22 protein-coding genes are annotated in these 25,730 nt (G+C 53.1%); 21 read left to right on the top strand and 1 reads right to left on the bottom strand.

All coding sequences use genetic code 11. The features are described 5' to 3' along the window. Nucleotides 1-85 precede the first annotated feature (85 nt). From D3P08_RS11535 to D3P08_RS11455, 17 genes are all read left to right on the top strand, one after another. Nucleotides 86-1,075, top strand: a complete 990-nt coding sequence (locus D3P08_RS11535) for an ABC transporter permease (RefSeq protein ID WP_119599855.1) — start codon at nt 86-88, stop codon at nt 1,073-1,075. Nucleotides 1,076-1,087: 12 nt separating this feature from the next. Beyond that, nucleotides 1,088-1,987 carry a carbohydrate ABC transporter permease gene (locus D3P08_RS11530; RefSeq protein ID WP_119599854.1) on the top strand — a complete coding sequence of 300 codons (900 nt, stop codon included), beginning with the start codon at nt 1,088-1,090 and terminating at the stop codon, nt 1,985-1,987. 201 nt (nt 1,988-2,188) lie between these two features. Next, complete coding sequence (locus tag D3P08_RS11525; protein WP_119599853.1) at nt 2,189-3,922, top strand: ABC transporter substrate-binding protein; 1,734 nt, start codon at nt 2,189-2,191, stop codon at nt 3,920-3,922. Between the two features lie 86 nt (nt 3,923-4,008). Next, nucleotides 4,009-6,378 (top strand): glycoside hydrolase family 95 protein, encoded by a 2,370-nt coding sequence (locus tag D3P08_RS11520; RefSeq protein WP_119599852.1) that lies wholly within the window; start codon nt 4,009-4,011, stop codon nt 6,376-6,378. A gap of 33 nt (nt 6,379-6,411) precedes the next feature. Beyond that, nucleotides 6,412-8,445, top strand: a complete 2,034-nt coding sequence (locus D3P08_RS11515; protein WP_119599851.1) for a beta-galactosidase — start codon at nt 6,412-6,414, stop codon at nt 8,443-8,445. Between the two features lie 569 nt (nt 8,446-9,014). Next, nucleotides 9,015-9,428, top strand: a complete 414-nt coding sequence (locus D3P08_RS11510; RefSeq protein ID WP_119600040.1) for a helix-turn-helix domain-containing protein — start codon at nt 9,015-9,017, stop codon at nt 9,426-9,428. Nucleotides 9,429-9,530: 102 nt separating this feature from the next. Continuing rightward, nucleotides 9,531-10,262, top strand: coding sequence for a YveK family protein (locus tag D3P08_RS11505; protein WP_162848444.1), 732 nt, complete (start codon nt 9,531-9,533; stop codon nt 10,260-10,262). After that, nucleotides 10,252-10,920, top strand: coding sequence for a CpsD/CapB family tyrosine-protein kinase (locus D3P08_RS11500; protein WP_162848443.1), 669 nt, complete (start codon nt 10,252-10,254; stop codon nt 10,918-10,920). Before D3P08_RS11505 ends, D3P08_RS11500 begins: the two co-directional genes overlap by 11 nt. Before the next feature lie 86 nt (nt 10,921-11,006). Beyond that, a complete protein-coding gene (locus D3P08_RS11495) occupies nt 11,007-12,839 on the top strand; it encodes a polysaccharide biosynthesis protein (protein ID WP_119599848.1) in 1,833 nt (610 codons plus the stop codon). 23 nt (nt 12,840-12,862) lie between these two features. Next, entirely contained in the window at nt 12,863-13,750 is an 888-nt protein-coding gene (galU, locus tag D3P08_RS11490) for a UTP--glucose-1-phosphate uridylyltransferase GalU (protein ID WP_119599847.1), read from the top strand. Then, a complete protein-coding gene (locus tag D3P08_RS11485; protein WP_119599846.1) occupies nt 13,740-14,906 on the top strand; it encodes a glycosyltransferase family 4 protein in 1,167 nt (388 codons plus the stop codon). Before galU ends, D3P08_RS11485 begins: the two co-directional genes overlap by 11 nt. Then, the gene (locus D3P08_RS11480) at nt 14,891-16,042 is read left to right on the top strand and encodes a glycosyltransferase family 1 protein (protein WP_119599845.1); all 1,152 of its coding nucleotides are present in this window, start codon (nt 14,891-14,893) and stop codon (nt 16,040-16,042) included. Before D3P08_RS11485 ends, D3P08_RS11480 begins: the two co-directional genes overlap by 16 nt. Further along, the gene (locus tag D3P08_RS11475; RefSeq protein ID WP_119599844.1) at nt 16,008-16,931 is read left to right on the top strand and encodes a glycosyltransferase family 2 protein; all 924 of its coding nucleotides are present in this window, start codon (nt 16,008-16,010) and stop codon (nt 16,929-16,931) included. The genes D3P08_RS11480 and D3P08_RS11475 overlap by 35 nt, the downstream gene beginning before the upstream one ends. Next, nucleotides 16,912-17,988, top strand: coding sequence for an EpsG family protein (locus D3P08_RS11470; protein ID WP_119599843.1), 1,077 nt, complete (start codon nt 16,912-16,914; stop codon nt 17,986-17,988). Before D3P08_RS11475 ends, D3P08_RS11470 begins: the two co-directional genes overlap by 20 nt. A 14-nt stretch (nt 17,989-18,002) precedes the next feature. Further along, nucleotides 18,003-18,755, top strand: coding sequence for a glycosyltransferase family 32 protein (locus tag D3P08_RS11465; protein ID WP_420819031.1), 753 nt, complete (start codon nt 18,003-18,005; stop codon nt 18,753-18,755). Nucleotides 18,756-18,777: 22 nt separating this feature from the next. Further along, on the top strand, nt 18,778-19,383 hold the full coding sequence (locus D3P08_RS11460) for a sugar transferase (protein WP_276311156.1): 606 nt from the start codon (nt 18,778-18,780) through the stop codon (nt 19,381-19,383). A gap of 41 nt (nt 19,384-19,424) precedes the next feature. Continuing rightward, nucleotides 19,425-20,561 carry an aminotransferase class I/II-fold pyridoxal phosphate-dependent enzyme gene (locus D3P08_RS11455; protein WP_276311155.1) on the top strand — a complete coding sequence of 379 codons (1,137 nt, stop codon included), beginning with the start codon at nt 19,425-19,427 and terminating at the stop codon, nt 20,559-20,561. Between the two features lie 21 nt (nt 20,562-20,582). On the opposite strand, the gene D3P08_RS11450 is transcribed toward D3P08_RS11455, so the two are convergent. Continuing rightward, the gene (locus D3P08_RS11450) at nt 20,583-21,242 is read right to left on the bottom strand and encodes an acetyltransferase (RefSeq protein ID WP_240647448.1); all 660 of its coding nucleotides are present in this window, start codon (nt 21,240-21,242) and stop codon (nt 20,583-20,585) included. A 214-nt stretch (nt 21,243-21,456) separates the two neighbouring features. On the opposite strand from D3P08_RS11450, the gene D3P08_RS11445 reads away from it, so the two are divergent. Genes D3P08_RS11445 through D3P08_RS11430 form a run of 4 tightly spaced genes read left to right on the top strand, consistent with a single transcriptional unit; the run spans nt 21,457 to nt 25,632 of the window. Then, nucleotides 21,457-22,701 (top strand): nucleotidyltransferase domain-containing protein, encoded by a 1,245-nt coding sequence (locus D3P08_RS11445; protein WP_119599840.1) that lies wholly within the window; start codon nt 21,457-21,459, stop codon nt 22,699-22,701. 2 nt (nt 22,702-22,703) lie between these two features. Further along, a complete protein-coding gene (locus D3P08_RS11440) occupies nt 22,704-23,339 on the top strand; it encodes an acyltransferase (protein WP_240647446.1) in 636 nt (211 codons plus the stop codon). Then, the gene (locus D3P08_RS11435) at nt 23,336-24,604 is read left to right on the top strand and encodes a glycosyltransferase (RefSeq protein ID WP_119599839.1); all 1,269 of its coding nucleotides are present in this window, start codon (nt 23,336-23,338) and stop codon (nt 24,602-24,604) included. Before D3P08_RS11440 ends, D3P08_RS11435 begins: the two co-directional genes overlap by 4 nt. Next, on the top strand, nt 24,601-25,632 hold the full coding sequence (locus D3P08_RS11430; RefSeq protein WP_119599838.1) for an acyltransferase: 1,032 nt from the start codon (nt 24,601-24,603) through the stop codon (nt 25,630-25,632). The genes D3P08_RS11435 and D3P08_RS11430 overlap by 4 nt, the downstream gene beginning before the upstream one ends. Nucleotides 25,633-25,730: the final 98 nt, after the last annotated feature.

Genomic DNA, 25,730 nt, shown 5'->3' with positions numbered 1-25,730 from the left:
ATGGTTTTCTTTGAAATCTATAGGGTATTTCCGAACCCCCCTCTCCGATATCATAAAGGTATAGAAAAGAGGGGGGATTGGATTGATGGAAACGCTGTCACCAAATGCTGCAGCAAATGAAAGCGTTACCCCTGCTCCGCAGAAGAAACGGGGAAGAGGAGCTTGGAAGACGATCTTACAGCAGAAGTACTTGTACTTAATGTCAGTGCCATTCATTATTTGGCTGTTCGTCTTCAACTACTTGCCGCTCATGGGCTGGACTATGGCTTTCCAAAACTATAAGCCGGCAAAGGGTTCGTACTTAGAATTTTCGGAACAGAAATGGGTAGGCCTTGAAAACTTTATTAAGTTGTTTCAGGATGACCGGTTCTACCTGGTGCTGCGAAATACGCTGGCAATGAGCGTGATGGGGATTATCGCAGGTTTCGTTATTCCGATCGCCTTTGCGATATTCCTGAACGAGCTGAAGGGCAAATTTTTTAAACGCACCGTGCAAACGGTTTCATATTTGCCGCACTTCGTTTCTTGGGTTGTCGTTGCGGGTATCGTGACGAAGATGCTTTCCATTGAAGGCGGCGTCGTGAACGATATATTGATGGGGCTGGGCTTCATTAACGAACCCATTCAATTTATGGCCAAAGGCGAATGGTTTTGGGGAATTGTAACCGCTTCAGATGTGTGGAAAGAAACCGGCTGGAACGCGATCATCTACCTGGCCGCAATCGCCGGGATTGACAAAGAGCTTTACGAAGCGGCTCGCGTCGATGGGGCGGGACGTTTCAGACAAATGTGGAATATTACGCTGCCGGGTATCCGGACGACGATTTCGGTTCTGCTGATCATGTCGATCGGACATCTAATCGGCATCGGCTTCGAGAAGCAGTTCCAGCTGAGCAACTCGCTCGTCACCGACTATTCGGAAGTGCTTGACCTTTATGCGCTTGAATACGGCATCAAAATTAGCCGATTCTCGTATGGCACCGCGATCAGTATTTTCACCTCCGTCGTCAGTATCTTATTGCTGCTCACTGCGAACGGGGTTATGAAGAAATTAACGAAAGAAAGCATCATGTAAGGAGGGAACAAGATGGCGGGAAATACGTTTAACGCGACCAGATCCGAAAAAATATTCGATATCTGCAACGCGGTCATCATGCTGCTTATCATGGTCGTCACATTGTATCCTTTCCTTAACGTGCTGGCGATCTCATTGAACGATTCTCAGGATACGGTACGCGGCGGCATCTATATATGGCCGCGAGAGCTGACTTGGGAAAACTATCAAACCATCTTTGGCTACACCGGACTGATTCAAGGCTTCAAAATTACGATTCTTCGTACGATTTCGGGTACCCTGCTAGGTCTAGTCAGCGCATCGATGCTGGCATACGTGCTAAGCCGGCCCGATTTTAAATCCAGAAAGTTTTTCTCGGTATTCCTTGCCTTGACCATGTATTTCTCCGGCGGTCTCGTGCCGATCTACATGCTGATGCGCGATTTGAATCTGATCGGAACGTTCTGGATCTATATCCTGCCGGGCATTGTCAGCGCGTTTAACGTATTCGTTATCCGGTCCTTCATCGACAACCTGCCTTATGCCTTGCAGGAGTCCGCGAAGCTGGATGGCGCGAATGATTTTACGATCTACTGGAGAGTCATTCTTCCGCTATGTAAGCCTGTGCTTGCGACGATCGCGCTGTTCCTTGCGGTCGGACAGTGGAACGCTTGGTTCGATACGTACCTCTATAACGGGAGCAAGCCTCATCTGACGACATTGCAATATGAACTGATGAAGGTTCTGCAAAGCACGAACCAGGGCGCGCGCATGACTAACGCTAACGATATGGCGAATCAGATGGCACAAGTATCGCCTGAATCGATTAAGATGGCGATCACGATCGTTGTAACGATTCCGATCCTGCTTGTCTATCCGTTCCTGCAAAGATACTTTGTCTCCGGTATGACGCTAGGCGCAGTGAAAGCTTAGGCGCCTGCATCTTTCCCGCGGTGCTTGATTGGCATCGCGGGAAAACAAAAGATTGGCATTCTCTTTTTTAAAGGAGATGTAAGCCCTTACTTTAGTGGAAACGGGTATAAGCTTTCAAATTTATCCAACCTTTCATCTCGGTATACGCAGGATAATCCTGTTATACAATATATCTTTACTATTAGATTAGGGGGAAGAAATATGAAGTGGAAAAATCCAAAATCGTTGGCCACTTTAATGCTTGCTACCGCGCTGCTGATCGGCGGCTGCTCCGGCGGCAATAACGAGCCAAGCAACTCCGGCAACACGGGCAAAACCGGCAGCAATAGCGGCAACGAGCAGGCTGCGGAAGACAACAGCCCGATCACGTTCACATTCTTCGGCGCTGACGCAAGCCCGAACTGGAACAACATGCAGGATGAGGTCGGCAAATACATTACTGAAAAAACCGGCGTAACGATCCAAGCGGAATTTGACGTAGGCGCTGGCGGCGGCGAAAACAAAATCCAGCTGATGGCGGCAAGCGGCGAAGTGCCGGATTTCATCTTCGCTAAAGGTAACCTTAGCAACCTGGTTGACGCTGGCCTCATTATCGACCTTGCTCCACTCATTGAAGAGCATGCTCCTAACCTTAAGAAAATTTACAGCGAAAACATGAACCGTCTGAAATACAGCAACGAAGACCAATCGATCTATCAGATCGTCACGAATATGGGCGTAGGCCAGCAATATTTCGACGCTGGCGGCGGCTTCGAAATTCAACAGCGCGTTCTGAAAGAGTTTGGCTATCCGGAAATTCGCACGGTTAAAGACTTCGAAGATATTTTGAAGAAATATGTGGAGAAATATCCGGAAACTGACGGCCAGCCTACAATTCCGCTTACGCTTAACGCGGATGACTGGAGAATTATGATCAGCGTAACGAACCCTGCGTTCCTTGCGACTGGCGCTCCGGACGACGGCGAATATTATGTAAATCCGGAAACGTATGAAGCGCAGCTTCACTACAAGCGTCCGGAAGAGAAAGAATATTTCCGCTGGCTGAACCATATGTACGCTGAAGGTCTGCTGGACAAAGATACGTTCGTTCAAAAAGACGACCAATACAAAGCGAAAATCGCTTCCGGCCGCGTTCTCGGTCTGATCGACCAAGAGTGGGGCTACCAAGATGCGGAGAACGCTCTGAAAACGGCTGGCAAAGATGAGTACACGTATGCTCACTTCCCAGTAACGCTGACAGAGGAATACGTAGATCATTCCTTCCAATCCGCAGGCGTTGACGGCGCGGGTATCGCGATTACAACGGCTGCCGAGGATCCGGTTCGTTTGATCAAATTCTTGGATTGGCTCGCTTCCGACGAAGGTCAAGTGCTTCGTAACTGGGGTATCGAAGGCAAGCATTACACCGTTGACGAGAACGGACAACGCGTCATTCCGCAAGAGATTCAAGACAGAAAAGTTAATGATGCAACAAACTTTGCTAAAGAAACCGGTATCGGACAATACAGAACATTCAGCGCTTGGTATGGCGACGGCGTAAAAGACTCGACTGGCAACTACTACACGACGAACTTCCCAGAGCAAATCGTTGCCGGCTACACAGAAGCTGAAAAAGAAACGCTTGCCGCTTACAACGCAACAACTTGGAAAGACCTGTTCCCTGGCGAGGACGAATTCCCTGCTAAAGAGTGGGGCGCGCTGTACAACATGCCGGTTCCAACGGACGGCGACTATCAAGTGATCTATCAAAAGACGCAAGATATTATCCGTAAGAGAATTCCGGAAGCGATTCTGACATCTCCTGAAAACTTCGATAAAGTATACGACGACTTCCTGGCTGAGCTTGACAAAGCCGGCGCGAAAGAAATGGAAGCCGAGTATACGGAGCTTGTTAAGAAGAGAGTTTCCCTCTTCACAGGCAAAGAGATTCAATAATTCGTCCAGCAAGAAAGCTATAGAAAGAAGAGGAAGGCCCGAAACCGTTCGGGCCTTCTCTCGCTTTCGGAGAGGAGAGGCGGTTCATGCCGGCAATTGATAATGAGGCTAAAAGCAGCAGAGATTGGATGCTGTGGTACAGACAGCCCGCAGCGCGGTGGGAGGAGGCTCTTCCGGTCGGCAACGGGAGAATCGGCGGCATGGTGTTCGGCGGCATCCGTGAGGAGTCTATCGCGCTTAACGAAGATACGCTCTGGTCCGGCTTCCCTCGCGATACGCAAAATTATAACGCGCAGCGTTATTTGAAGCGGGTGCGCGAGCTGATTTTCGCCGGCAAGTATGCGGAGGCGGAGAAGCTGATCAACGCCAATATGCTCGGACGTAACACCGAATCGTACCAGCCTTTAGGGCATCTGCGGGTGGTGGAACAGAGTGAGGAAACGGTTGCCGACTATGCCAGGCAGCTTGATTTGAACAGCGGGATCGCTGCTGTCCGTTACACGCGAGGCGGTGCGCGCGTTAAACGAGAAGTATTCGTAAGCGCCGCGGATCAAGTGCTGGCCGTTCGTTACGAGTCGGAAGGCGCCGCTCTTTCGGAGCTGTCCATCGCTGTTGACTCTCCGCTTCGCCATGAGATAAGCCCTGCTGAGGAGGCGGCGAACCTTCTTATGCTGGGCTCCGCGCCGAGTCATATCGCGGAAAATTATCATGGAGACCACCCCGATCCGATTCAGTATGAGGAAGGCTTGGGTCTGACGTTCGGCGCGCGGATAAGCGTGTCCTGCGAAGGCGGCTCCGTAAGAAAGGAAGCGGGCAAAATCATCGTGTCCGGCGCGGCGGCCGTTACGATATTGCTGGCGGCCGCCACCGATTTTGAAGGGTTTCAAGCGATGCCTGCCGGCGGAAGGCCCTTTGTCATGGAGAAGCTTCGGCTCGCGCTCGAAGCGGCTGCGGCATTCTCTTACCGCGAGCTGCGCGAGCGGCATGTGGCGGAGCATCATCGTTTATTTGGGCGCGTCGATCTGCACCTCGGAATGAACGGCAACGCATCGCTGCCTACAGATGAGCGGCTTATCGCTTATCAAGCGGGGCAATCCGATCCGCAGCTGGAAGCTTTGTATTTCCAGTACGGCCGTTATTTGCTGATGGCGAGCTCCAGGCCGGGCACGCAGCCCGCTCATCTTCAGGGAATATGGAACCCGCATATGATGCCGCCCTGGAACAGCAATTATACGACCAATATTAATACGGAAATGAACTATTGGCATGCGGAAGTAAGCAATTTAAGCGAATGCCATGAGCCGTTGTTCGATATGATCCGGGATATGAGCGTTGCCGGGGCGAGAACGGCGCGTATTCACTATGGCTGCAGAGGCTGGGCCGCGCATCATAACGTCGATCTGTGGCGCATGACCACGCCGAGCGCCGGGGAAGCGAGCTGGGCGTTCTGGCCGATGGCCGGCGCATGGCTGTGTCAGCATCTGTGGGAGCATTACGCGTTTTCGCTTGATGTATCGTTCCTCAAGCAAACGGCTTACCCGTTAATGAAAGGAGCAGCCGAATTTTGCCTCGATTATTTGGTCGAGTCGCCGAGCGGAGAGCTTGTGACGGCGCCTTCGACATCGCCCGAGAATAAATTTTTGACGCCGGAAGGGGAGCGCTGCAGCGTCTCCGCCGGCACCGCCATGGATATGGCCATAATCCGCGAGCTGTTCAGCCATTGCATGCAGGCAGCTTCCATTCTGGGGATCGACGAGGAATTTGCGCGGCTGCTCAGAGAGACGATGAGCCGAATGGCGAACCCGGGCATCGGTCCGGACGGCCGGCTCCGGGAGTGGAGCCAAGATTTAGCGGAGGCGGAGCCTGGTCACCGCCATGTCTCGCATTTGTACGGCCTTTACCCTGGACACGAGATTACGCCTCAGGAGACGCCGGAGCTCGCGGAAGCGGCGCGCAAATCGCTGGAAGCCCGCATCAAGCAGGGAGGCGGACATACGGGCTGGAGCTGCGCTTGGCTTATTAACCTCTATGCAAGGCTTGGCGATGGAGAATCGGCATACCGGTTCGTTCAAACGCTGCTGTCGCGCTCGACCTACCCGAATCTGTTCGACGATCATCCGCCGTTCCAGATCGACGGTAATTTCGGCGGAGCGTCCGGCATAGCCGAAATGCTGCTGCAAAGCCACCGGGACGGAATCGACCTGCTGCCGGCGCTGCCGAATGCTTGGAATTCGGGGAACGTAAGCGGCCTTCGGGCTAGAGGCGGCTACACCGTCAGCTTATCCTGGCAGGACGGACGGCTCACGGAAGCCCGAGTGACGGCAACACAGAGCGGCCCATGCCGCGTTCGTTACGAGCAAGCGCTTCTCGTCGCGAGAGCCGATGGAGAGCAGATGCCGGATGGCGGGTCTTTCCATGCGGAACCTGGCGTGACCTATGTCATCAGACCCGCTTAACCTAACTAGATCGAATAGGAGGACTTATACAATATGATAAACGAGAAGCTGCCAAAAATTTGGTATGGCGGAGACTACAACCCGGAGCAATGGGATGCGGAGATTTGGAAGGAAGACGAACGCATGTTCAAGCTGGCCGGCATCGATGTTGCCACAGTAAACGTCTTTTCTTGGGCGCTGAATCAACCGAGCGAGGATACGTATGATTTCGCACAGCTGGACGAAACGATGGACCGCTTGTATAAGAGCGGCGTATATGCGTGCCTCGCGACAAGCACGGGCGCTCATCCTGCATGGATGGCCAAGAAATACCCGGATGTCCTTCGGGTCGATTATCAAGGCAGAAAACGAAAGTTCGGCGGAAGGCATAACTCCTGTCCGAATTCCCCTACTTACCGCAAATATTCCGCCCTGCTGGCGGGCAAGCTGGCCGAGCGCTACAAGGATCATCCCGGGCTTGTCATTTGGCATATTTCCAACGAATACGGCGGCTATTGCTACTGCGATAACTGCGCGGAAGGCTTCCGCAACTGGCTGCAGGAGCGCTACGGCAGCTTGGACCGCCTGAACAAAGCGTGGAATACAAGGTTCTGGGGCCACACGTTCTATGATTGGGATGAAATTGTGCCTCCGAACGAGCTGAGCGAGGAATGGGGCGGCAACCGGACGAACTTCCAAGGCATCTCAATCGACTATCGCCGGTTTATGTCGCACAGCATGCTGGAATGCTATAAGCTGGAGTATGCGGAGATCAAAAAGCATACGCCGAATATTCCGGTCACGACGAATTTGATGGGCTTTTATCCGGAACTGAACTATTTCGAGTGGGCCAAGCATATGGATATTGTTTCATGGGACAACTATCCGTCGCTGGACACGCCGTTCAGCTTCACCGCGATGACCCATGACTTAATGCGCGGACTGAAAAGCGGCGACCCGTTCATGCTGATGGAGCAAACGCCAAGCCAGCAGAACTGGCAGGCTTACAATTCGCTTAAGCGCCCTGGCGTTATGCGGCTGTGGAGCTATCAGGCCGTCGCGCGCGGCGCGGACACGGTCATGTTCTTCCAGCTGCGCCGATCAATCGGCGCTTGCGAGAAGTATCACGGCGCGGTAATCGAGCATGTCGGCCATGAGCATACGCGCGTATTCCGCGAATGCGCGGAGCTTGGCCGCGAGCTGGAGCTGCTGGGCGGCAAGCTGCTTGACGCCCGGACGGAAGCAAAGGTTGCGATTGTATACGACTGGGAGAACCGCTGGGCGATCGAGCTGTCGAGCGGACCGACAGTCGCGCTCAATTACGTCAGCGAAGTGCACAAGTATTATGACGCTTTGTTCAAAATGGGCGTCGAGGTCGACATGGTATCGGTCGAAGAAGATTTCAGCAAATATGACATCGTCATTGCCCCTGTCATGTATATGGTGAAGCAAGGCTTCGCGGCAAAAGCGGAACGGTTCACGGCAAACGGCGGCACGTTCGTCACGACCTTCTTCAGCGGAATCGTTAACGAAAACGATCTGGTGACAACCGGCGGATACCCGGGCGAGCTTCGTTCGCTGCTTGGCATTTGGGCGGAAGAGATCGATGCGCTGTTCCCGGAGCATAACAACCAAATCGTCCTGAAGCAGCCGTGGGGCGGGCTGAAGGATTCGTACGAATGCGGGCTGCTTTGCGATCTTATCCATACCGAGGGCGCTGAAGTGCTTGCCGAATACGGCTCCGACTTCTATAAAGGCATGCCCGTTCTGACGGTGAACCAATACGGAAAAGGCCGCGCTTACTATGTCGCGAGCAGCCCGGACGCGTCGTTTATGGCCGGGTTCCTGAAGAACCTGTGCGAGGAAAAGGGCATTAAGGGGCTTGCCGCGTTGCCTGATGGCGTGGAAGCGGCGCGGCGCGTGAAAGGGAATGCGGAATATTTGTTCCTGCTGAACCATAACAGCGAGGCATCCCAAGTTGCCATCGGCGAAGGCGGCAGAACGGAGCTGCTCAGCGGCGCGGTGGTTTCGGGATCGGTTACGGTTCCGGGCAAGGGCGTGCTTATTCTGGAAAGCGAACGCCAATAGCTGTCCGAATGTTAAGCGATAGGGGCTCCTCTCGTCATGTCGATATGACGGGAGGAGCTTTTTTTGTTGGCTTGCGATCGTGCCACGTACCGACCGAGCCCGCCTGTCTCATCCGTCGATTGAGCCGTCCGCCAAAAAGCTACCCACCAACTGACCAAATTGCTGCGAAAATGCAGGAATCGAGTTCGGAAAGTAGCTATAACAGGGAAATTCCTGTAATCATGCAGCAATTTTCCGCCTAATCAGCAATATGGGTTCATTTATCGCAAAAATGATGCACATTTGCAGGAAATTAACTTGTATAGCCCCGCCAAGAGATAAATTGCTGCACAATCGCAGTAATTTTCCCAGGTTAGTCTTACATGTTGTTCTTGAAGAAAAAGCGCCGGTTTGTTCATTATATCGAATTTTATGAGTGATTTTTCATAGAAAATAAGGGGTGTGAGTATTGACCTGTTCTTTTTAAAGAACTAAAATATAGTTATTGTCCGTTATAAGAGACCCGATAGGTGTGGATGCGCGAAATAAAAAAAGAGAGCATTGATCTAATCTGGTGTAAGGAGAATATTATGATTGGGGAACGGATTAAACAATTAAGAGAAGATAAAGGGTATTCGATTACAAAGCTTGCCGATCTGGCCGGCGTATCGAAATCCTATTTGAGCTATATCGAACGGAATGTGCAGAACAATCCGTCGCTGCAGGTACTGGCGAAAATCGCCTTTCATTTGGATACGAATATTGAATATTTGCTTGGAGAAGAGCTGCCGCCGAGGGTGCGGGTGGATGAGGTGCTGGACGAAGAGTGGCATTCCATTATCCGGAACGCGGTGGACGAAGGTATAAACAAGGGCGATTTTCGCGCGCTCAAGGAGCTGGTCCGTTCGGATAAGTGGCAGAAGGAACGGAGCCAAAGCAAGGAATACCGGCAGGTCGACAGCAGTAAAAAATCCAATATTATTATTCTTCATATCGACAACTGAACCTTTACAAAAAAAGAAGGTCGAATTGTATTGACATGTTCTATATAAAGAACTAAACTTGTGTTAGTGTTCATTATAACTAACATGATAGCGGGTGTATACATGGAATTCAATCGCATGAAAGAGCCTTTTGCTGCTCCTAAAGGCAAAGAAATCGACCTACGCAAGCTTTTTATGACGATAAGAAAGAAGCTGTGGCTTATTGTCGTCATAACAGGACTGCTGACGGGTCTTGGCATCGTTTATAACTCCCAATCGGAGCCGGATGTATTTGCTTCCTCATCCAGAGTCATTATTGCGGCGAACAACGATTTAATGCCGACCGTCCGGGCGCTCGTTCGCGAGCCGGTGGTGCTGGAACAGGTGATCGAGGAGCTTGGATTAAACGCTTCTGCAGGCCAGCTGCGAAGCCAGATCCGCGTCGACAGCGTGGAGGGCTCGCTTATTACCGTCGTTACGGTTATGGATACGCATCCTGAGCGCGCGGCGGATATTGCCAACTCCGTGGTCAACGTGTACAAGGAAGTGGCGTCGGAGACGCTCGGCATTAGCAGCATAAGGCTGCTGACTTCGGCGGAACCGGTGCCTGTCCCGATTAATGTAAAAACCAATACGATTGTATATGTCGCATTTATCGCTGGACTGATATTGAGCATTAGCCTGGTGTTCTTGCTGGAATCGCTCGACGATTCGATTCAGACGGAGCAGGATATCGAAGGAGCGCTCGGGCTGAACATGCTTGGCCAAGTCTCGAAGATTCGCCGCCGTCATACCTCTTCGCCGTCCAGGAAGCATAAGCCCGTGTTAATAAGGAGTGAGACGATTGGTTCGTGAGAAAGCGAAAATTGCCAAAAAAATCGCGCATCGAAGCTTGATAGCTTACTTAAATCCAGCGCATCGAATCTCTGAGCAGTACCGGACGATACGGAATAATATCCAATATGCGTCGGACGGCAAATCCATCCGTTCCCTGCTGGTTACCTCGCCTGCGGAAGGAGACGGAAAAACAACGGCCGCCATCAACTTGGCGATCAGCATGGCGCAGCGCGGCGAACAAGTTCTGTTGATCGACGCCAATTTCCGGAACCCGATGCTGCATAAAATATTCGGCTCGCAAATCTCTCCGGGACTGTCCAACGTGCTTACCCACCAGCTGCCGTTCGATGAGGCAGTGCAGAGAACGGAAATCGAAGGCTTGGAGCTGCTTACAAGCGGCCACTCGCATGCGAATGCGGCGGATATTCTCGATTCCCACATGATGAAAGAAATTATCGAGGCAGCCGGTTCGCGCTACGACCGAATCGTAATGGACTGCCCGGCTGTGCTGCAGGCTCCGGATACAAACGCGCTTGTGGGCAAATGCGACGGCGTCGTGCTTCTGCTGCGCTGCGGCAAGACGACGCACAGCAAAGCGCTTGAGGCGAAGCAGTCGTTATCCTTTGCGGGAGCAAACATCATAGGCGCTATATTGAATAAAAAGAACGTTAGATGATGCTGAATCGGATAACGTCTTTTTTTCGGCCTAAGTGTTCTTTATAAAGCACAACCAAGCGTTTTAGAAGAAAGGATGAGCTTTTTATGACTTATCGAAATCGGTTGGCACTGCTGGTGCTGCTCGATTCCACGATCGTCGCGTCGGCGCTTGCCGCAAGCCTGTGGCTGCTCGGGCCGTCCGTATCGGCCAATCGATCGTTTTTTGTGTTAGGCGCGGCGCTGCTGATCTTTCATCATTGTTTCTTCTTCTACTTCAAGCTGTACAAAAAAGCGTGGGAATACGCCAGCGTCGGCGAGCTGGTCATTATCGCCAAGGCGGTCGGACTTTCGTTTTTGCTTGCGGGCCTCCTTCAGGGCCTGCTTGTCGGTCCCGTTCAGCTAAAGCTGCTCGCCGTTACTTGGATGCTGCATATTTTGCTGATCGGCGGATCGAGGCTGTGCTGGCGGCTTGTTCGGGGCAGCTTCATCAAACAAAGCGGCAAGCGGAAGCGGACGCTTATCGTCGGAGCCGGTTCGGCCGGCACGATGCTGGCGCGGCAGCTTATGAACAATGCCGATGGCGAGCTGCTTCCCGTCGCGTTCATTGACGACGACGCCCACAAGCAAATGCTCGACATTATGGGCATCCCCGTAGCGGGGCGCGTAAGCTCGATCGTCAGAAAGGTGAAGGAGCTTCAAATCGACAATATCGTCATTGCCATCCCGTCGTTAAGTAAAAAAGACCTATATGCGATCTACACGGAATGCGCCAAAACAAGCGCGAAGACGCAAATTATCCCGATGCTGGAGGATCTTGCGACAGGGAGAGTCTCCGTCACGCAGTTCCGCGACGTGCAGGTGGAGGATTTGCTTGGGCGCGAGCCGGTCGAGCTCGACATCGAAAGCATTTCGGAGTATGTGACGCAGAAGGTGGTTCTCGTTACGGGAGCGGGGGGCTCGATCGGCTCGGAGGTATGCCGGCAAATTTCGCGGTTCCTGCCGGAGAAGCTGGTGCTGTTGGGCCATGGCGAGAACAGCATCTACGCGATCGAGATGGAGCTGAAGGAGATGTTCCGGGACACGAACATCAAGTTCTACACCGAAATCGCCGACCTGCAGGATGCGGAGAAAATGATGCAGGTCATGATGTTCCATCGGCCGCATGTCGTCTACCATGCGGCGGCTCATAAGCATGTGCCGCTGATGGAGCGTAACCCGGAGGAAGCGTTCAAAAACAATGTGCTGGGCACGTTTAATGCGGCAAGGGCCGCGAGCAAAAGCCGGGTTGAGACCTTTGTTATGATCTCGACGGATAAGGCGGTCAATCCGACCAGCGTCATGGGCGCAACGAAACGGGTTGCCGAAATGATTATTCAGCACATGGACCGGATCAGCAGCCATACGAAATTTGTCGCCGTCCGGTTCGGCAACGTGCTGGGCAGTCGGGGAAGCGTGATTCCGCTGTTCAAGCAGCAAATCGCCAAGGGCGGGCCCGTTACCGTGACGCATCCCGACATGGTCCGCTATTTTATGACGATCCCGGAAGCGTCCCGTCTTGTTATTCAAGCCGGAGCGCTGGCGAAGGGCGGCGAAATATTCGTCCTCGATATGGGCGAGCCCGTTAACATTACGGAGCTGGCGCAAAACGTGATTCGAATGTCCGGCTATGCGGTTGAAGACATCGGCATTGAATATACAGGGATTAGACCGGGCGAGAAGCTGTTCGAGGAGATGCTGAAGGATGACGAAGTGATGGAGCAGCAGGTGTATCCGAAGATCTACATCGGGAAAGCCTCGGCCATCTATTTCGAAGAAATCGAAGCCCTGATCGCGGACTTCCCGGCCATGAACAAAGCGGAGCTGAAGGTGCGGCTGCTGGAGCTTGCGAACAACCTTGTGCCGGCCTCGAGACAGTCGCTCGCGACAGTGTCGGGATAAGGGATAAAAGGAGAGGAAATGAAATGAAGGTAAGAAAGGCGATCATTCCTGCGGCAGGCTTAGGCACAAGGTTTCTTCCCGCTACCAAAGCGATGCCGAAGGAGATGCTGCCGATTGTCGACAAGCCTACGATTCAATATATCGTGGAGGAGGCGATCGAGTCGGGGATTGAGGACATCATTATCGTGACGGGTAAAGGAAAACGGGCGATTGAGGATCATTTCGACAATTCCATGGAGCTGGAGCAGGTCTTAGCTGCGAAGAGCAAATTCGAGCTGCTGCAGGAGGTCCGGAAGTCGTCGGATATGGTCGACATTCATTACATACGCCAGAAGGAGCCGAGAGGACTAGGCCATGCGATCTGGTGCGCGAGAAAGTTTATCGGCGACGAGCCGTTCGCCGTTCTGCTCGGCGACGATATTATAGCGGCCGAGAAGCCTTGCTTAAAGCAGATGATTGAAAAATACGAGCAGTACGGATCCTCGATTGTCGGCGTGCAGCGGGTGCCGGAGGAATCGGTGTCGCGGTACGGCATCGTGGACGGCATGCTGATGGAGCCTTCCTTCCATCGCATTAACCACTTGGTTGAGAAGCCTGCCCGGGAGGACGCCCCATCCGATATGGCGATTATGGGCCGCTACATTCTGACGCCCGAAATCTTCGATATTCTTGGCAGTCAGGAGCCGGGCTCCGGCGGGGAAATACAGCTGACGGACGCCATCGCTTCGCTTAACCGCTCCAGGGCGGTATTCGCTTACGAGTTCGAGGGCAAGCGGTACGATGTCGGCGAGAAGATGGGGTTCATTCAGACGACGATTGAGTTTGCTTTGCAGCGGGAGGAGCTTCGCTACGAGCTGCTGGATTATTTGTCCCGGACTTTGCAAAGGGAAGCAGTGCGCTATGACGCATAAGAGAATCCTATTCTGCGCTACGGTCGACTATCACTTTAAAGCTTTTCATTTGCCGATGATGGAATGGTTCCGCAGACAAGGATGGGAGGTTCATGTTGCGGCGCGGGGCGGGATGGAGCTGCCGCACGTGGACCGAAAGTTCGATATTCCGATTGAACGCTCACCCTTAGGCAAAGGGAATGTCAAAGCGTACAGGATGCTGAAATCGATTATAGACAAAGGGGATTACAGCATCATTCATTGCCACACGCCGATGGGCGGCGCGGTGGCCCGTCTAGCGGCGAGGGGCGCTAGGAGACGGGGCGCGAAGGTGTTCTATACCGCACACGGCTTTCATTTCTACAAAGGGGCGCCGCCGGTCAATTGGCTGCTCTATTATCCGATCGAGAAGCTGCTGGCATCTGTGACGGACTGTCTCATCACGATAAACGGCGAGGATTACCGCCGCGCGACGGCAAGCGGATTCCGGGCGGGTCAGATCCGGCACGTTCACGGCGTAGGCGTTCATACGGGACGCTTCAAGCCGATGTCGCCCGATGAAAAGCGCGTGATGAGACTTCAATTCAATTATTCGCCGCAGCATTTTCTACTCATTTGTGCGGCGGAATTTAACGCCAACAAAAATCATGAGCTTCTGATCCGCGCGCTTGCGAAGCTGAAGGATAAAGTGACAGGCGTACGGCTTCTATTGGCAGGACAAGGTCCGCTTCTGAACGACTGCCGCGCGCTCGCGGCGAGTCTTGGCGTTGCGGCGCAGATCGATTTCCTCGGGTACCGGGAAGACCTGGGCCAGCTTATGCCGATGTGCGACGTTGCCGTCTCCGCAAGTCTGCGCGAAGGACTGCCGGTCAACATCATGGAAGCGATGGCGTGCGGTCTGCCCGTTGTCGCCACCCGCAACCGCGGGCATGAGGAGCTGGTGGAAGAAGGCCGGAGCGGGTTCATTGTCGAACCCGGCGATGAAGAGATGTTCGCGAGCCGTCTGCTGCTGCTTCACCGCTTCCGCGAGACGAGAATCAGGATGGGCGCTCGCGGACTGGAGCGGGTAAGCGCCTATTCGCTTGATCAAGTGCAGGAGGAGCTGAAGGCGCTGTACCGGCCGCTCATGGAGGAGACGATGGAAGGGACGGAGAGATTGCAGTGGAACGCCCTATAAGAATATTGCATGCGGCCGTCAATATGAACCGGGGCGGCGCAGAGACGCTGCTTATGAATCTTTACCGGAACGTAGACCGCAGCTTGGTGCAGTTTGATTTTTTGACAAGCAAAGAAGGCGTCTTCGATGACGAGATCCGCCGGCTTGGCGGGCGCGTGCACCGGATCCCGTACATCGACCAAGCGGGTCACCGGGGATACCGGCGGGCGCTGCGGGATTTTTTCCGGTCTAGGCGCGATGAATATGACATCGTTCATGCCCATATGGACCGGATGAGCGGCTTCGTGCTGCGGGCGGCGCAGCTTGCCGGCGTTCCGGTCCGCATCGCCCACAGCCACAATACAAGAAGCGAGGGGAGTCTCGCGGCAAGGCTGTATAAACGGTACGCGGGCTTGTATATCGGCATAAGCGCGACGCATCGTTTCGCATGCTCGAGCGCTGCGGCGAAGTGGCTGTTCCCGATGAAAAAAAACGAGGCCGTTCTGCTCAAGAACGGGATCGACCCGGAGAAATTCGCCTATTCGCAAGCCGTCCGCGCATCCGTCCGCGAGGAGCTCGGTCTCTCGGAGAGCACCTATGCGATCGGGCATGTCGGGCGGTTTAACGCGCAGAAAAATCATGCGCAGCTGCTTGAAATATTTGGCGGAGTACAGCGGCGGATTCCGAACAGCGTGCTGCTGATGGCGGGAGACGGGCCATTAAGGCAGGAGATGGAGCGAAAGGCGAGCGAGCTTGGGATTACCGAGCAGGTTCGGTTCTTGGGTGTTCGGGAGGACGTTGAGCGGCTGCTGCAAGCTTTTGACGCGTTTGTTTTCCCGTCCCATCACGAAGGACTGCCCGTGACGCTGGTGGAGGCGCAAGCATCGGGCCTTCCCTGCTATATATCGGACGCGATTTCACGGGAAGCGGATTTGGGACTCGGACTCGTACATTTTTTATCGAACCGGCTTCACGATGATTACATCGCGCGCATTGCCGCCGGTAGGGAACGGCAAAGCGACCGCTCGTCGGCAAGCCTTTGCCTTGCCGAAGCGGGCTATGATATTCGGGCGACTGCCCGCTGGATCCAAGATTATTATGCCGGACAGCGAGAGGTGAGACATGAGAACGTTAACCGTATTTACGCCAACGTATAACCGGGCCTATTGTCTCGGCCGTTTGTACGAAAGCTTGAAGCGCCAGACGAGCAAGGATTTCGAATGGCTCATTATCGACGACGGGTCATCCGACGATACCGCCGATTTGGTTCGGCTGTGGCAGTCGGAGCAAGCGGTTCCGATCCGTTACATCTACCAGGACAATCAGGGCATGCATGGCGCGCATAATACGGCCTATGAGCATATCGAAACCGAGCTTAACGTCTGTATCGATTCCGACGATTATATGCCGGACCGCGCGGTAGAGATTATTACGAGCTTTTGGCAAAACAACCGAAGAGATGACGTTAGCGGATTCGTCGCGCTGGACGCCTATACGGACGGCCGCATCATTGGAACGGCGCTTCCGGAAGGGCTCGAAAGCTCCACCTTGTTCGAGCTGTACAACCGTTACGGCGTGAAGGGAGATAAAAAACTTGTCTACCGTTCTGCGCTGACAAAGCAGTTTCCGTATCCCATCTTCCAAGATGAACGCTATGTCGGCCTCGCGTACAAGTATTTCAAGCTCGATGAGCGGTATCCGCTGCTTCTGCTGAACGAGGTTCTCTGCCACGTCGAGTACATGGAGGACGGCTCTTCGCGCAATATGCTGAAGCAATATGTTCGCAATCCGAGGGGCTTTGCCTTCTACCGGCTGGCGTTGATGAAGTCGCCGCTTGCAAGCGCCTCGTTTAAGCTTCGGCAGGCGATTCATTATGTGTCGAGCTGTCTGCTTGCCAGGAATAAGCGATGGCTCACGGAGTCGCCGGCGAAAGGAATAACGCTGCTGGCCGCCCCTGCGGGACTGCTTCTCTATCTGTACATCCGTTCCAAAACAAAAGAACTTATTGTTCCGAGAGGTAGATCGAATGACTATTCTGTGGGCTAGCCTGGTCGCGGTCACATTTTTCGGATTTATGGCCCGATACTTTTCAACGCCTTCACCCGCAGCCGGCTATCTTCCCATTCAGCCCAACAAGCTTGCGGCGGGACTAGCGGCCATAACGCTCGTGCTGGTGGCCGGGCTCCGCAACAATATCGGGGACACGTTCCTCTATATGCACGGCTACTCCGTTCAGCCGTTAAATTGGCAGCTGGTCCTCGAGCGGAAGGATATCGGCTTCAATATGCTGCAAATGCTGCTGCAGCAAATGACGAACGATCCGCAAATTTTGATTGCGGTAACCGCGCTTGTGACGAATGTTCTGATCGTCTGCGTGTTCTATCAATATTCCAGAATGCTGGAGATTAGCTTATTTGTCTATATCACGTCCGGGGCCTTCATCGTTTCGATGAACGGTCTGCGTCAATATTTGGCGGCGGCCATTGTTTTCGCCGGCACCAAGTTTTTGGTGGAGGGCAGATGGAAGCCCTATATGCTTCTTGTGCTGTTCGCCGCCCTCTTCCACCAGAGCGCGCTGCTTATGATCCCGATCTATTTCGTGGCGCGGCGCAAGGCTTGGACCAAAGGGACGATGCTGTATTTGGCGGCGGCGATTATTATCGTGCTCGGGTACAATCATTTTTCGGAAATGCTGTTCTCGGCAATCGAGGATACGCAATACGGCCATTACCAGGAGTTTCAAGAGGGCGGCGCCAACTTTATGCGCGTGTTAATCAGCCTCATTCCTCTTATCATCGCGTTTATGGGGAAAGACAAGCTGAGGGAGCTGTTTCCGGCGGGAGATGTATTCGTGAACCTTTCGATCGTCTCTCTTATTCTGATGATTATTGCGACTCAGAACTGGATTTTTGCAAGGCTGACGATTTATTTCAATCTTTACCAGCTTGTCTTGTTCGGCTGGCTGATCAAGCTGTTCCGGGAGAAGGACCAGCGATTCGTCTACATGGCAGTAGTCAGCTTGTTTTTTGTTTATAGTTTCTACGAAAATGTCGTCATTTTGGGTATTCGTTATTCCAGCGATTATCTCATTTGGCCGTTTTAGGAGGTTGAGGATTGGTGCCGGAAGAAAAAATCCCGCGAATCATTCATTATTGCTGGTTCGGGCGCGGGGAGAAGCCGAAGCTGATGGCGGACTGCATCAAAAGCTGGAGCAAGCATCTGCCCGGGTATACGTTCATGGAGTGGAATGAGGATAACTTCGATCTCGCCTGCTGCCGGTATGTGAAGGAAGCCTATGAAGCGAGAAAGTACGCGTTTGTGAGCGATTACGCCAGGCTTCACGCGCTTTATCATCATGGCGGCATCTACATGGATACGGATGTCGAGGTGCTGAGGCCTCTGGATCCTCTGCTGGCCCATGAGGCATTTACCGGGTTCGAGGATGAGCATTTCCTGCAGTCGGGAACGATGGGCGCCGCTCCGAATCATCCTTGGATCGGGATGCTGCTGGACGATTATACCGGACGCGCGTTTGTGCAGCCGGACGGCTCCTTCGATACGACGACGAATACGGCCGTTATATCGAAGCTGTGCGAGCGGCAGGGTCTGGAGCTGAATGGCGCAAAACAAACGCTGCCGGGCGGCGTCGTTGTGTATCCGAGAACCTATTTCAGTCCTTATGACTACATTGACGGCGGCAATTATATTACGAACGAAAGCTTCACGATTCACCATTTTGCGCAGTCGTGGCTTCCGGCGCATGTCAGGATGAAGAGCAATTTGAAACGATTCGCGAGCAAGGTTGTCGGACCAAGGTTTATATCGAAGATGAGAAAGCTGCTCGCCTCAGACGCCAAAATCGCGAAATAGAGATATGGGAGAAAGAAACATGCTGAAACGGTCCTTTGATTTTATTATCGCTTTTCTACTATTGTCGGCGGCTCTGCCCGTAATGGGAGTTGTATACGCGCTTGTCCGTTTTAAGCTGGGGGCGCCGGCGCTTTTTAAGCAGCAGCGGCCCGGACTGCACGGCAAACCGTTCTATTTGCTGAAATTCCGCACGATGACAGACGAGCGGGACGGAGAAGGCAAGCTGCTGTCCGACCATCTCCGTCTCACGCCGTTTGGCCAGCTGCTGCGCAAAACCAGCCTTGATGAGCTTCCGCAGCTTATCAATGTTTTAAAAGGAGAGCTAAGCCTCGTAGGGCCGCGGCCGCTCCTGATGGAATATTTGCCGTTGTATACGGAGGAGCAGGCGAAGCGCCATTTGGTGAGACCCGGCATCACCGGCTGGGCCCAGGTGAACGGACGGAATGCGGTGACCTGGGAGGAGCGCTTCGAACGGGATGTATGGTATGTGGAGAACCGGACGATGCTGCTCGACTTTAAAATCTTGTTTCTAACCGTTAAAAAAGTGATAACCTCGGACGGCGTAAGCAACGGCGCACATATGACGATGCCGCTCTTTGAAGGTAATGCGCGAAATCAGGAAGGATGAGATCATTCGTGACAGGGAGAATTTATTTATCCCCCCCTCATATGAGCGGCAGGGAACGGGAATATATAGCGGAAGCGTTCGACAGCAATTGGATCGCGCCGCTCGGGCCGCATCTCGATGCCTTTGAAGCGGAGATGGCGTCCTATGTCGGCGTAGCGGGGGCTGCGGCGGTAAGCTCCGGAACGGCGGCTATTCATTTGGCGCTTAGGCTGCTGGGCGTGACGGCAGGGGACTCGGTCTTCTGCCAAAGCTTCACTTTTGTCGCGACGGCGAACCCGATCCGTTATTTGGGGGCGGAGCCGGTGTTTATCGATTCCGAACCGGACACCTGGAACATGTCGCCGGCTGCCTTGGAGCGCGCGCTTGCCGATAAGGAGCGGGAGGGCAGGCTGCCTAAAGCGGTAATTGTCGTGCATTTGTACGGCGGCATGTCGAGGATGGAGGAGCTTGTGACCGTGTGCGACCGGTACGGCGTTCCGCTCATTGAGGATGCAGCGGAATCGCTTGGCTCTACTTACCGGGGCCGGCATAGCGGCACATTCGGCAGGTTCGGAATATACTCGTTCAACGGCAACAAAATTATTACGACTTCCGGCGGCGGCATGCTCGTCTCGAATGACGCGGAGGCGCTGGGCACGGCCCGGTTTCTCGCGACGCAAGGCAGAGATCCGGCGCCGTATTATCAGCACAGCCAGATGGGATATAATTATCGGATGAGCAACCTGCTGGCCGGCGTCGGAAGAGCCCAGCTCGAGGTGCTGGAGGAGCGGGTCGCCGCCAGAAGAGAAGTATATCTGCGGTATGCGGGATCGCTTGGGGATGTCGCGGATATCGCGTTTATGCCGGAGCTTCCGGGAACCCGTTCCAACCGCTGGCTGACGGCGATGACGATCGAGCGGGAGAATGCGGAGTTTCTCCGCGACAGCCTGCTGGCGGAGCTGGCGGAGGCCAATATCGAGGCGCGCCCGCTTTGGAAGCCGCTTCATATGCAGCCCTTATTCGCCGAGGCGTCGTTCTATGCGCATCAACCGGGCAGAGGCAGCGTCTGCGGAGAATTGTTCCGCAAAGGGCTTTGTTTGCCTTCGGGCTCCTCGCTGACGGAGGCGGATCAGCAGCGCGTCATTTCGGTCATTCGAAACGTGCTTCTCCCTGCAATTGATGAGACGCTGGCGGTATGAAGATTCAAGAGGGCGTTACCTTTACAGGTAGCGCTCTCCTTTCTCCCGGCTGCGAATGGGCTTCGCCGGCGAGCCGTACGCAACCGTATAAGAGGGAATATCGCGAATTACCGTTGAGCCCGCGCCAATGACGGCATGCTCGCCGATCGCAACGCCGTGAATGATAGAAGCTCCAATGGCAACGGCGGTGTAGTCGCCGATCGTTACGCCGCCTCCCGTAACCGCTCTAGGCGCCAGGCTGACAAAACGGCCGGCTCGGCTGTCATGATCGACGGAGGAGCCGGGATACAGAACGCCGTGTTCCCCAAGCTCGGCATCGCTGCCCAGGACGGCGCCGGCCATTAAGACGGAGCCTGCGCCGACGCGCGCCCCTCGTGCCACTTGAGCCGAGGGATGAATAGCCGTGACGAATGGAAGCCCCGGCGCCGCTTTGCCGATCATCTCCGCTACAATGCTCCGACGCCAGTTATCTCCTATCGCTACGATCACCCCGTCAATCGAATCCAGGTTATGAAGAAGCCATGCATCATCGCCCATCACCTCGTAACCGTAGACATGGGTCCCAGCGGCTTTGCCGCCGTCAAGTAATCCGACAATTTCATATTCGGCTTGCTTCTCCACAGCGTCGATGACGGCTTTGGCATGTCCCCCTGCGCCGAATATGACGATTCGTTTCAACATGATCAGCCCCTCTATTGTTCGTGATAAGGAACAACTCTATATTATCACATACAAATAGATAAGAGCTTCCAAGTTCCAAGTTTATCTTCCGATAAAGATGTCGAAATGAATTGACAGAACAAAAGCAGGATGATAATCTTTATTTGTGTTCGTTTTATAGAACATAAACGATAAAATCGTTCGTTATCTGCTATTCTGCGCGAAGGAGATTAACATGAATAACGATGTTAGCGTCCACATCGGAGATTTCTCTCAAGAATTGCGTCTTCTGCTTGCTTTGTTAGAAATGGAGGAAGGTGCCGGCATGACCTTCGAGCAATGGGAATTGCTGCAGGAGGCGGATTGGCATGCTTTCATCGAGCTCGCAAGGCATCATCGCGTCTTTCCGACGATCCACCGCAAGCTTCAGGAGCTGAAGACTCCGCATATTCCATTATTTGTGTCCGGCCTGTTCCAACGGGATTATTATCGCAACACGCTGCAAATGCTTGCGCTCAGCGGCGAGATGGAACAGCTGTCAAGCCGGTTCGCCGAGGAAGGGATACGCGCGTTATTCCTGAAAGGACCGGTTATTGCGGCCGATCTTTACGGCGATGTGTCGCTTCGCACCTCCTGCGATTTGGATTTGCTGGTCCCGATGGACCGGCTGGCAAGAACCGAGGAGCTTCTCGCCGGTTTGGGGTATGAGAAGGACGACTATATCGACAGCGTTCTGAACGACTGGAAGTGGAGGCATCACCATCTGACCTTCCATCATCCTTCCAAAGGGATAAAGGTCGAGGTGCACTGGCGGCTCAATCCTTCGCCTTCGAAGGAGCCCGGCTTTGAAGAGCTGTGGAGCCGGAGGCGCGTCAGCTCGCTGATCAGCAGGCCTATCTTTTATTTGGGCAGAGAGGATCTGTTCTTGTTCCTCGTCTCCCACGGCGCAAGACATGGCTGGTCCAGGCTGCGCTGGCTGCTGGATATGAAGAAGCTGATGAATCAGAGCCTCGATTGGGAGAAGCTTACAAGACTGCTGAAAAAACATCACTATTTGCATATAGGCGGCCAAGCTTTGTTCCTGGCGGCCAGACTGCTCGCCGCTCCGCTTCGGGAAGAGATGCGGCCTCTGCTCGCATCCCGTAAGGCGGAATGGCTGGCGGAGGACAGCATGTTCTACATTAAACGAATGATCAATCTGCATACGCCGCCGCTGCCGAAAGATGTCACGCGTTATCATCGCCAATATTTGTTCGCGCTGATGTCGAATCGACAAAAGCTGCTGCATATCGCCAGCTTTCTTTATCCTTATCCGGAGGACGCGAAGACGCTTCCGCTGCCGGTGAAGCTGCACTTTTTGTATTTCCCGCTCCGGCCTTTTTTGTGGGCCGCCCGCAAAATGTTTAAAAAGACCGGAGGCGCGGATGACCGCGATCCGCAAGAGCTCTTGGGCAAGCCTGAAGAGAAGAAAGGAGCTTAGTCATGGCATTTTTCGTCAAGATGCTTCGCGCGCTTAAGCAGCAATATCGATCGCGAGGCATGGTCAGCATGCTATTGCTGAATAAAATGCAGCTTGCGGGCTTCTTAAGGGGACTGCTCCTTAAGATGATCTATCTTCGGCGGCTGGACAGCTCCGTCTTTTTTATTCAGGCGAACAGCACGGTGGAATTGCTGAGCAGGCAGGCCCGCATGCGAATCGGCAAATATGTGTTTATCCGAAAAAACGCCAGCATTCGCGTTGACCATCAAGGCGAATTGAGGCTGGGGAACCACGTCTTCATTAACGACAATTGCAATATCAACTGCGTCGGCCGAACGACTATAGGCGCCTATACCAAAATTGCGCCGAACGTTTGTATAAACGATCATGACCATAACTACAAATCCAGCGAAGGCGGGCATTTGCTTGTCGGGCAGGTGACGATCGGAGAGCATGTATGGATCGGCTCGAATGTAGTCATTCTGCGCGATACCGTCATCGGCGACCATGCCGTCATCGCGGCTGGCAGCGTAGTGAAAGGCCATGTGCCCGCGCACACCGTCTATTTGAATAAAAGAGAGAGCCGCTTGCTCGAGATTGGCAAAAAAGAGGTTCTTCGGGCGGGAGCGGCGCAATGAAGAAGAGCATACTGATTTCCGTTTACGACATGGAGATTGGCGGCGTCGAACGCAGCTTGATCAACATGCTGAACAGCTTTGACTATGAGCGTTACGAGGTGGATGTGCTCGTCTTCTCTCATCAGGGCGATCTAATGAACCAAATACCGAAGCGGGCGAACGTACTACCAGAGAACAAGACGCACAAAATTTTTCGCAAATCGATGATGCAATGCTTGAAGGACGGGCAGCTGTTCGCCTTCATCATGCGCCTGATGATCAAGCTGCTCTCGTATGGAAGGGCCAAGCGGCTTAAGCTGCCGGAGGGCTACGGGTACATTCAATTGCAGCTCGTGTCCAAATATTTAGCCCCCTTCATGCCGGCGCTATCGAAGCATTACGATGCCGCGATCAGCTATGCCTGGCCGCACGACTTTGTGATGAAGCGGGTCCATGCGGATAAGAAGGTGGCTTGGATCCATACGGATTACAGTAAGCTGGAGATCGATAACCGCGTTGACGGCGCGATGTGGAAGAGCTTTGACCGCATCGTCTCGATATCGGATGCCTGCACGGAGGCATTCTCCAAGACCTATCCCGAGCTTCGCGGCAAGCTGGTTCTGATCGAAAATATTACGTCGCCTTCCTTTATCCATGAAAGCGCGGAGGAGAAGCCGCCGGAGCTTTCGTTCGACAAGGCGTTTTTCCATATCGTTTCCGTGGGCCGATTATCGTACGTCAAAGGCTTTGACATGGCTGTTCAAGCGATGCGCCTCTTAAGGGATCGGGGCTTTCAACACTTGAAGTGGCATGTTATCGGCTTCGGCGGGATGGAGGCGGAGCTGAGAGCGCTTATTCATGAGCACGGCCTGCAGGACCGCTTTATTCTTCACGGTAAAAAGAACAATCCTTATCCTTATATGAAGGCTTGCGATTTGTTCGCGCAGCCCTCGCGGTATGAGGGGAAAGCGGTCAGCGTCACGGAAGCGCAAATATTGGGCAAGCCGGTCATGATCACCCGCTATGCGACGGCTGCCAGCCAAGTCACGCATGGCGTCGACGGCTATATTTGCGAGCTGTCTGCCGAAGGGATTGCAGCCGGCATCGAGACGTTATATCAGAACAAAACACTGCTCCATGAATTAGCCATGAATTGCTCGAATCAAACGTACGATAATTCCTGCGAGTTAGAAAAGCTGTATGAGATCGTAGAAAAGGCATCGGATAAAGCTAACACCGTGAAGAGACAATCACTTGAATCCTACTCGAAAGGATCTGTGAGATGAAAAATCGCTATTATGCGTTAGATGTCATGCGAAGCGTTGCGATCATTGGGGTGCTGGTTATTCATGTGACAGCTACGGTGTTGCCCGATGCAGCGGAAAGGACGTGGACGGAAGGGATCGTCCTGTTTTTAAATCAAGCGTTTCGATTTGCTGTTCCGGCCTTTTTATTTTTATCGGGACTCGGACTATCTTTGTCGGACAATTCAAAGCTTGGCTATTTCGCTTTTCTGAACAAACGCCTCTCCAAAATTCTTTTACTCTATGTGCTGTGGAGTATTGTGTATCATGCCGTGTCTTATCAATCATTTGTGCCTTTAACCTTCTTAAAGGAACTGGTTACAGGAGGAGCATACTACCATCTTTATTACATGCCTTTAATCATTTTATTTTACTTGTTGTATCCTGTTCTATATCGAATCGGTTCAACAATGCTGGGATTGCTAGGAGCTTTAGTCCTAAGCGCAGCGAGCCAGCTCATTGCCACGTATGCAGGAATACCGCTTTTTGGTAATCTCCTCAACCCGCTTAACTGGCTGGTTTATTTTGTACTGGGAATATGGTTCGCGGAAGACTTCAGCAAGAAGCTCGCCATAATCCGGAATTACAAACCGTTTATATTGCCTTTGTATTTTGCTGCCTTATTCGGGTTGTTTCTAGAGACGTACCTTACAAAAGGGATAATAGGCGTCGGAATAGCTACCACCTCCATCAGACCTAGTGTTATCCTCTATTCCTGTTTATTTTTTATGATGCTGCTAGGCGCTTGGCCTGAAGGAAGACAGCCAGCAACATTTACGCTCAGATTGTCGAAGTTGTCCTATGGTATTTATCTGTCTCATGCGGCCGTCTTATCGGCCATAAGCGCTGTGTACAGAGAGCTCGGGATGCCGCAGGGTACGGTTGTATTTTTAGTTGTAGCTTTCGTTTCGGTAGTTTGCTTGTCGGTTCTGCTTTCACTATTGAGTTATGTCTCTATACATAGAACGAAAACATGGATGAATAAATCAGTGAGCCAATCATTGCAATAGTTAGGATTAATAATCCGTCACTTCTTTCCATTCGGAGAATAATCATAGTGAGGGACTGTTATTATTCCTTTGCGTAAAACAGGCTTATATGAGTTATA

It is taken from the genome of Paenibacillus nanensis, from assembly GCF_003583765.1.
GTDB classification, from domain to species: Bacteria; Bacillota; Bacilli; order Paenibacillales; family Paenibacillaceae; genus Pristimantibacillus; species Pristimantibacillus nanensis.
The sequence above is the reverse complement of the archived record's forward strand: the minus strand, read 5'-3'. Positions and strand labels throughout refer to the sequence as shown.

Excerpts from the sequence above, each read along its gene's own strand:
- D3P08_RS11535 (WP_119599855.1), top strand. The coding sequence starts at position 86 with ATGGAAACGCTGTCACCAAATGCTGCAGCAAATGAAAGCGTTACCCCT.
- D3P08_RS11530 (WP_119599854.1), top strand. The coding sequence starts at position 1,088 with ATGGCGGGAAATACGTTTAACGCGACCAGATCCGAAAAAATATTCGAT.
- D3P08_RS11525 (WP_119599853.1), top strand. The coding sequence starts at position 2,189 with ATGAAGTGGAAAAATCCAAAATCGTTGGCCACTTTAATGCTTGCTACC.
- D3P08_RS11520 (WP_119599852.1), top strand. The coding sequence starts at position 4,009 with ATGCCGGCAATTGATAATGAGGCTAAAAGCAGCAGAGATTGGATGCTG.
- D3P08_RS11515 (WP_119599851.1), top strand. The coding sequence starts at position 6,412 with ATGATAAACGAGAAGCTGCCAAAAATTTGGTATGGCGGAGACTACAAC.
- D3P08_RS11510 (WP_119600040.1), top strand. The coding sequence starts at position 9,015 with ATGATTGGGGAACGGATTAAACAATTAAGAGAAGATAAAGGGTATTCG.
- D3P08_RS11505 (WP_162848444.1), top strand. The coding sequence starts at position 9,531 with ATGGAATTCAATCGCATGAAAGAGCCTTTTGCTGCTCCTAAAGGCAAA.
- D3P08_RS11495 (WP_119599848.1), top strand. The coding sequence starts at position 11,007 with ATGACTTATCGAAATCGGTTGGCACTGCTGGTGCTGCTCGATTCCACG.
- galU (WP_119599847.1), top strand. The coding sequence starts at position 12,863 with ATGAAGGTAAGAAAGGCGATCATTCCTGCGGCAGGCTTAGGCACAAGG.
- D3P08_RS11485 (WP_119599846.1), top strand. The coding sequence starts at position 13,740 with ATGACGCATAAGAGAATCCTATTCTGCGCTACGGTCGACTATCACTTT.
- D3P08_RS11475 (WP_119599844.1), top strand. The coding sequence starts at position 16,008 with ATGAGAACGTTAACCGTATTTACGCCAACGTATAACCGGGCCTATTGT.
- D3P08_RS11470 (WP_119599843.1), top strand. The coding sequence starts at position 16,912 with ATGACTATTCTGTGGGCTAGCCTGGTCGCGGTCACATTTTTCGGATTT.
- D3P08_RS11455 (WP_276311155.1), top strand. The coding sequence starts at position 19,425 with ATGAGCGGCAGGGAACGGGAATATATAGCGGAAGCGTTCGACAGCAAT.
- D3P08_RS11450 (WP_240647448.1), bottom strand. The coding sequence starts at position 21,242 with ATGTTGAAACGAATCGTCATATTCGGCGCAGGGGGACATGCCAAAGCC.
- D3P08_RS11445 (WP_119599840.1), top strand. The coding sequence starts at position 21,457 with ATGAATAACGATGTTAGCGTCCACATCGGAGATTTCTCTCAAGAATTG.
- D3P08_RS11440 (WP_240647446.1), top strand. The coding sequence starts at position 22,704 with ATGGCATTTTTCGTCAAGATGCTTCGCGCGCTTAAGCAGCAATATCGA.
- D3P08_RS11435 (WP_119599839.1), top strand. The coding sequence starts at position 23,336 with ATGAAGAAGAGCATACTGATTTCCGTTTACGACATGGAGATTGGCGGC.
- D3P08_RS11430 (WP_119599838.1), top strand. The coding sequence starts at position 24,601 with ATGAAAAATCGCTATTATGCGTTAGATGTCATGCGAAGCGTTGCGATC.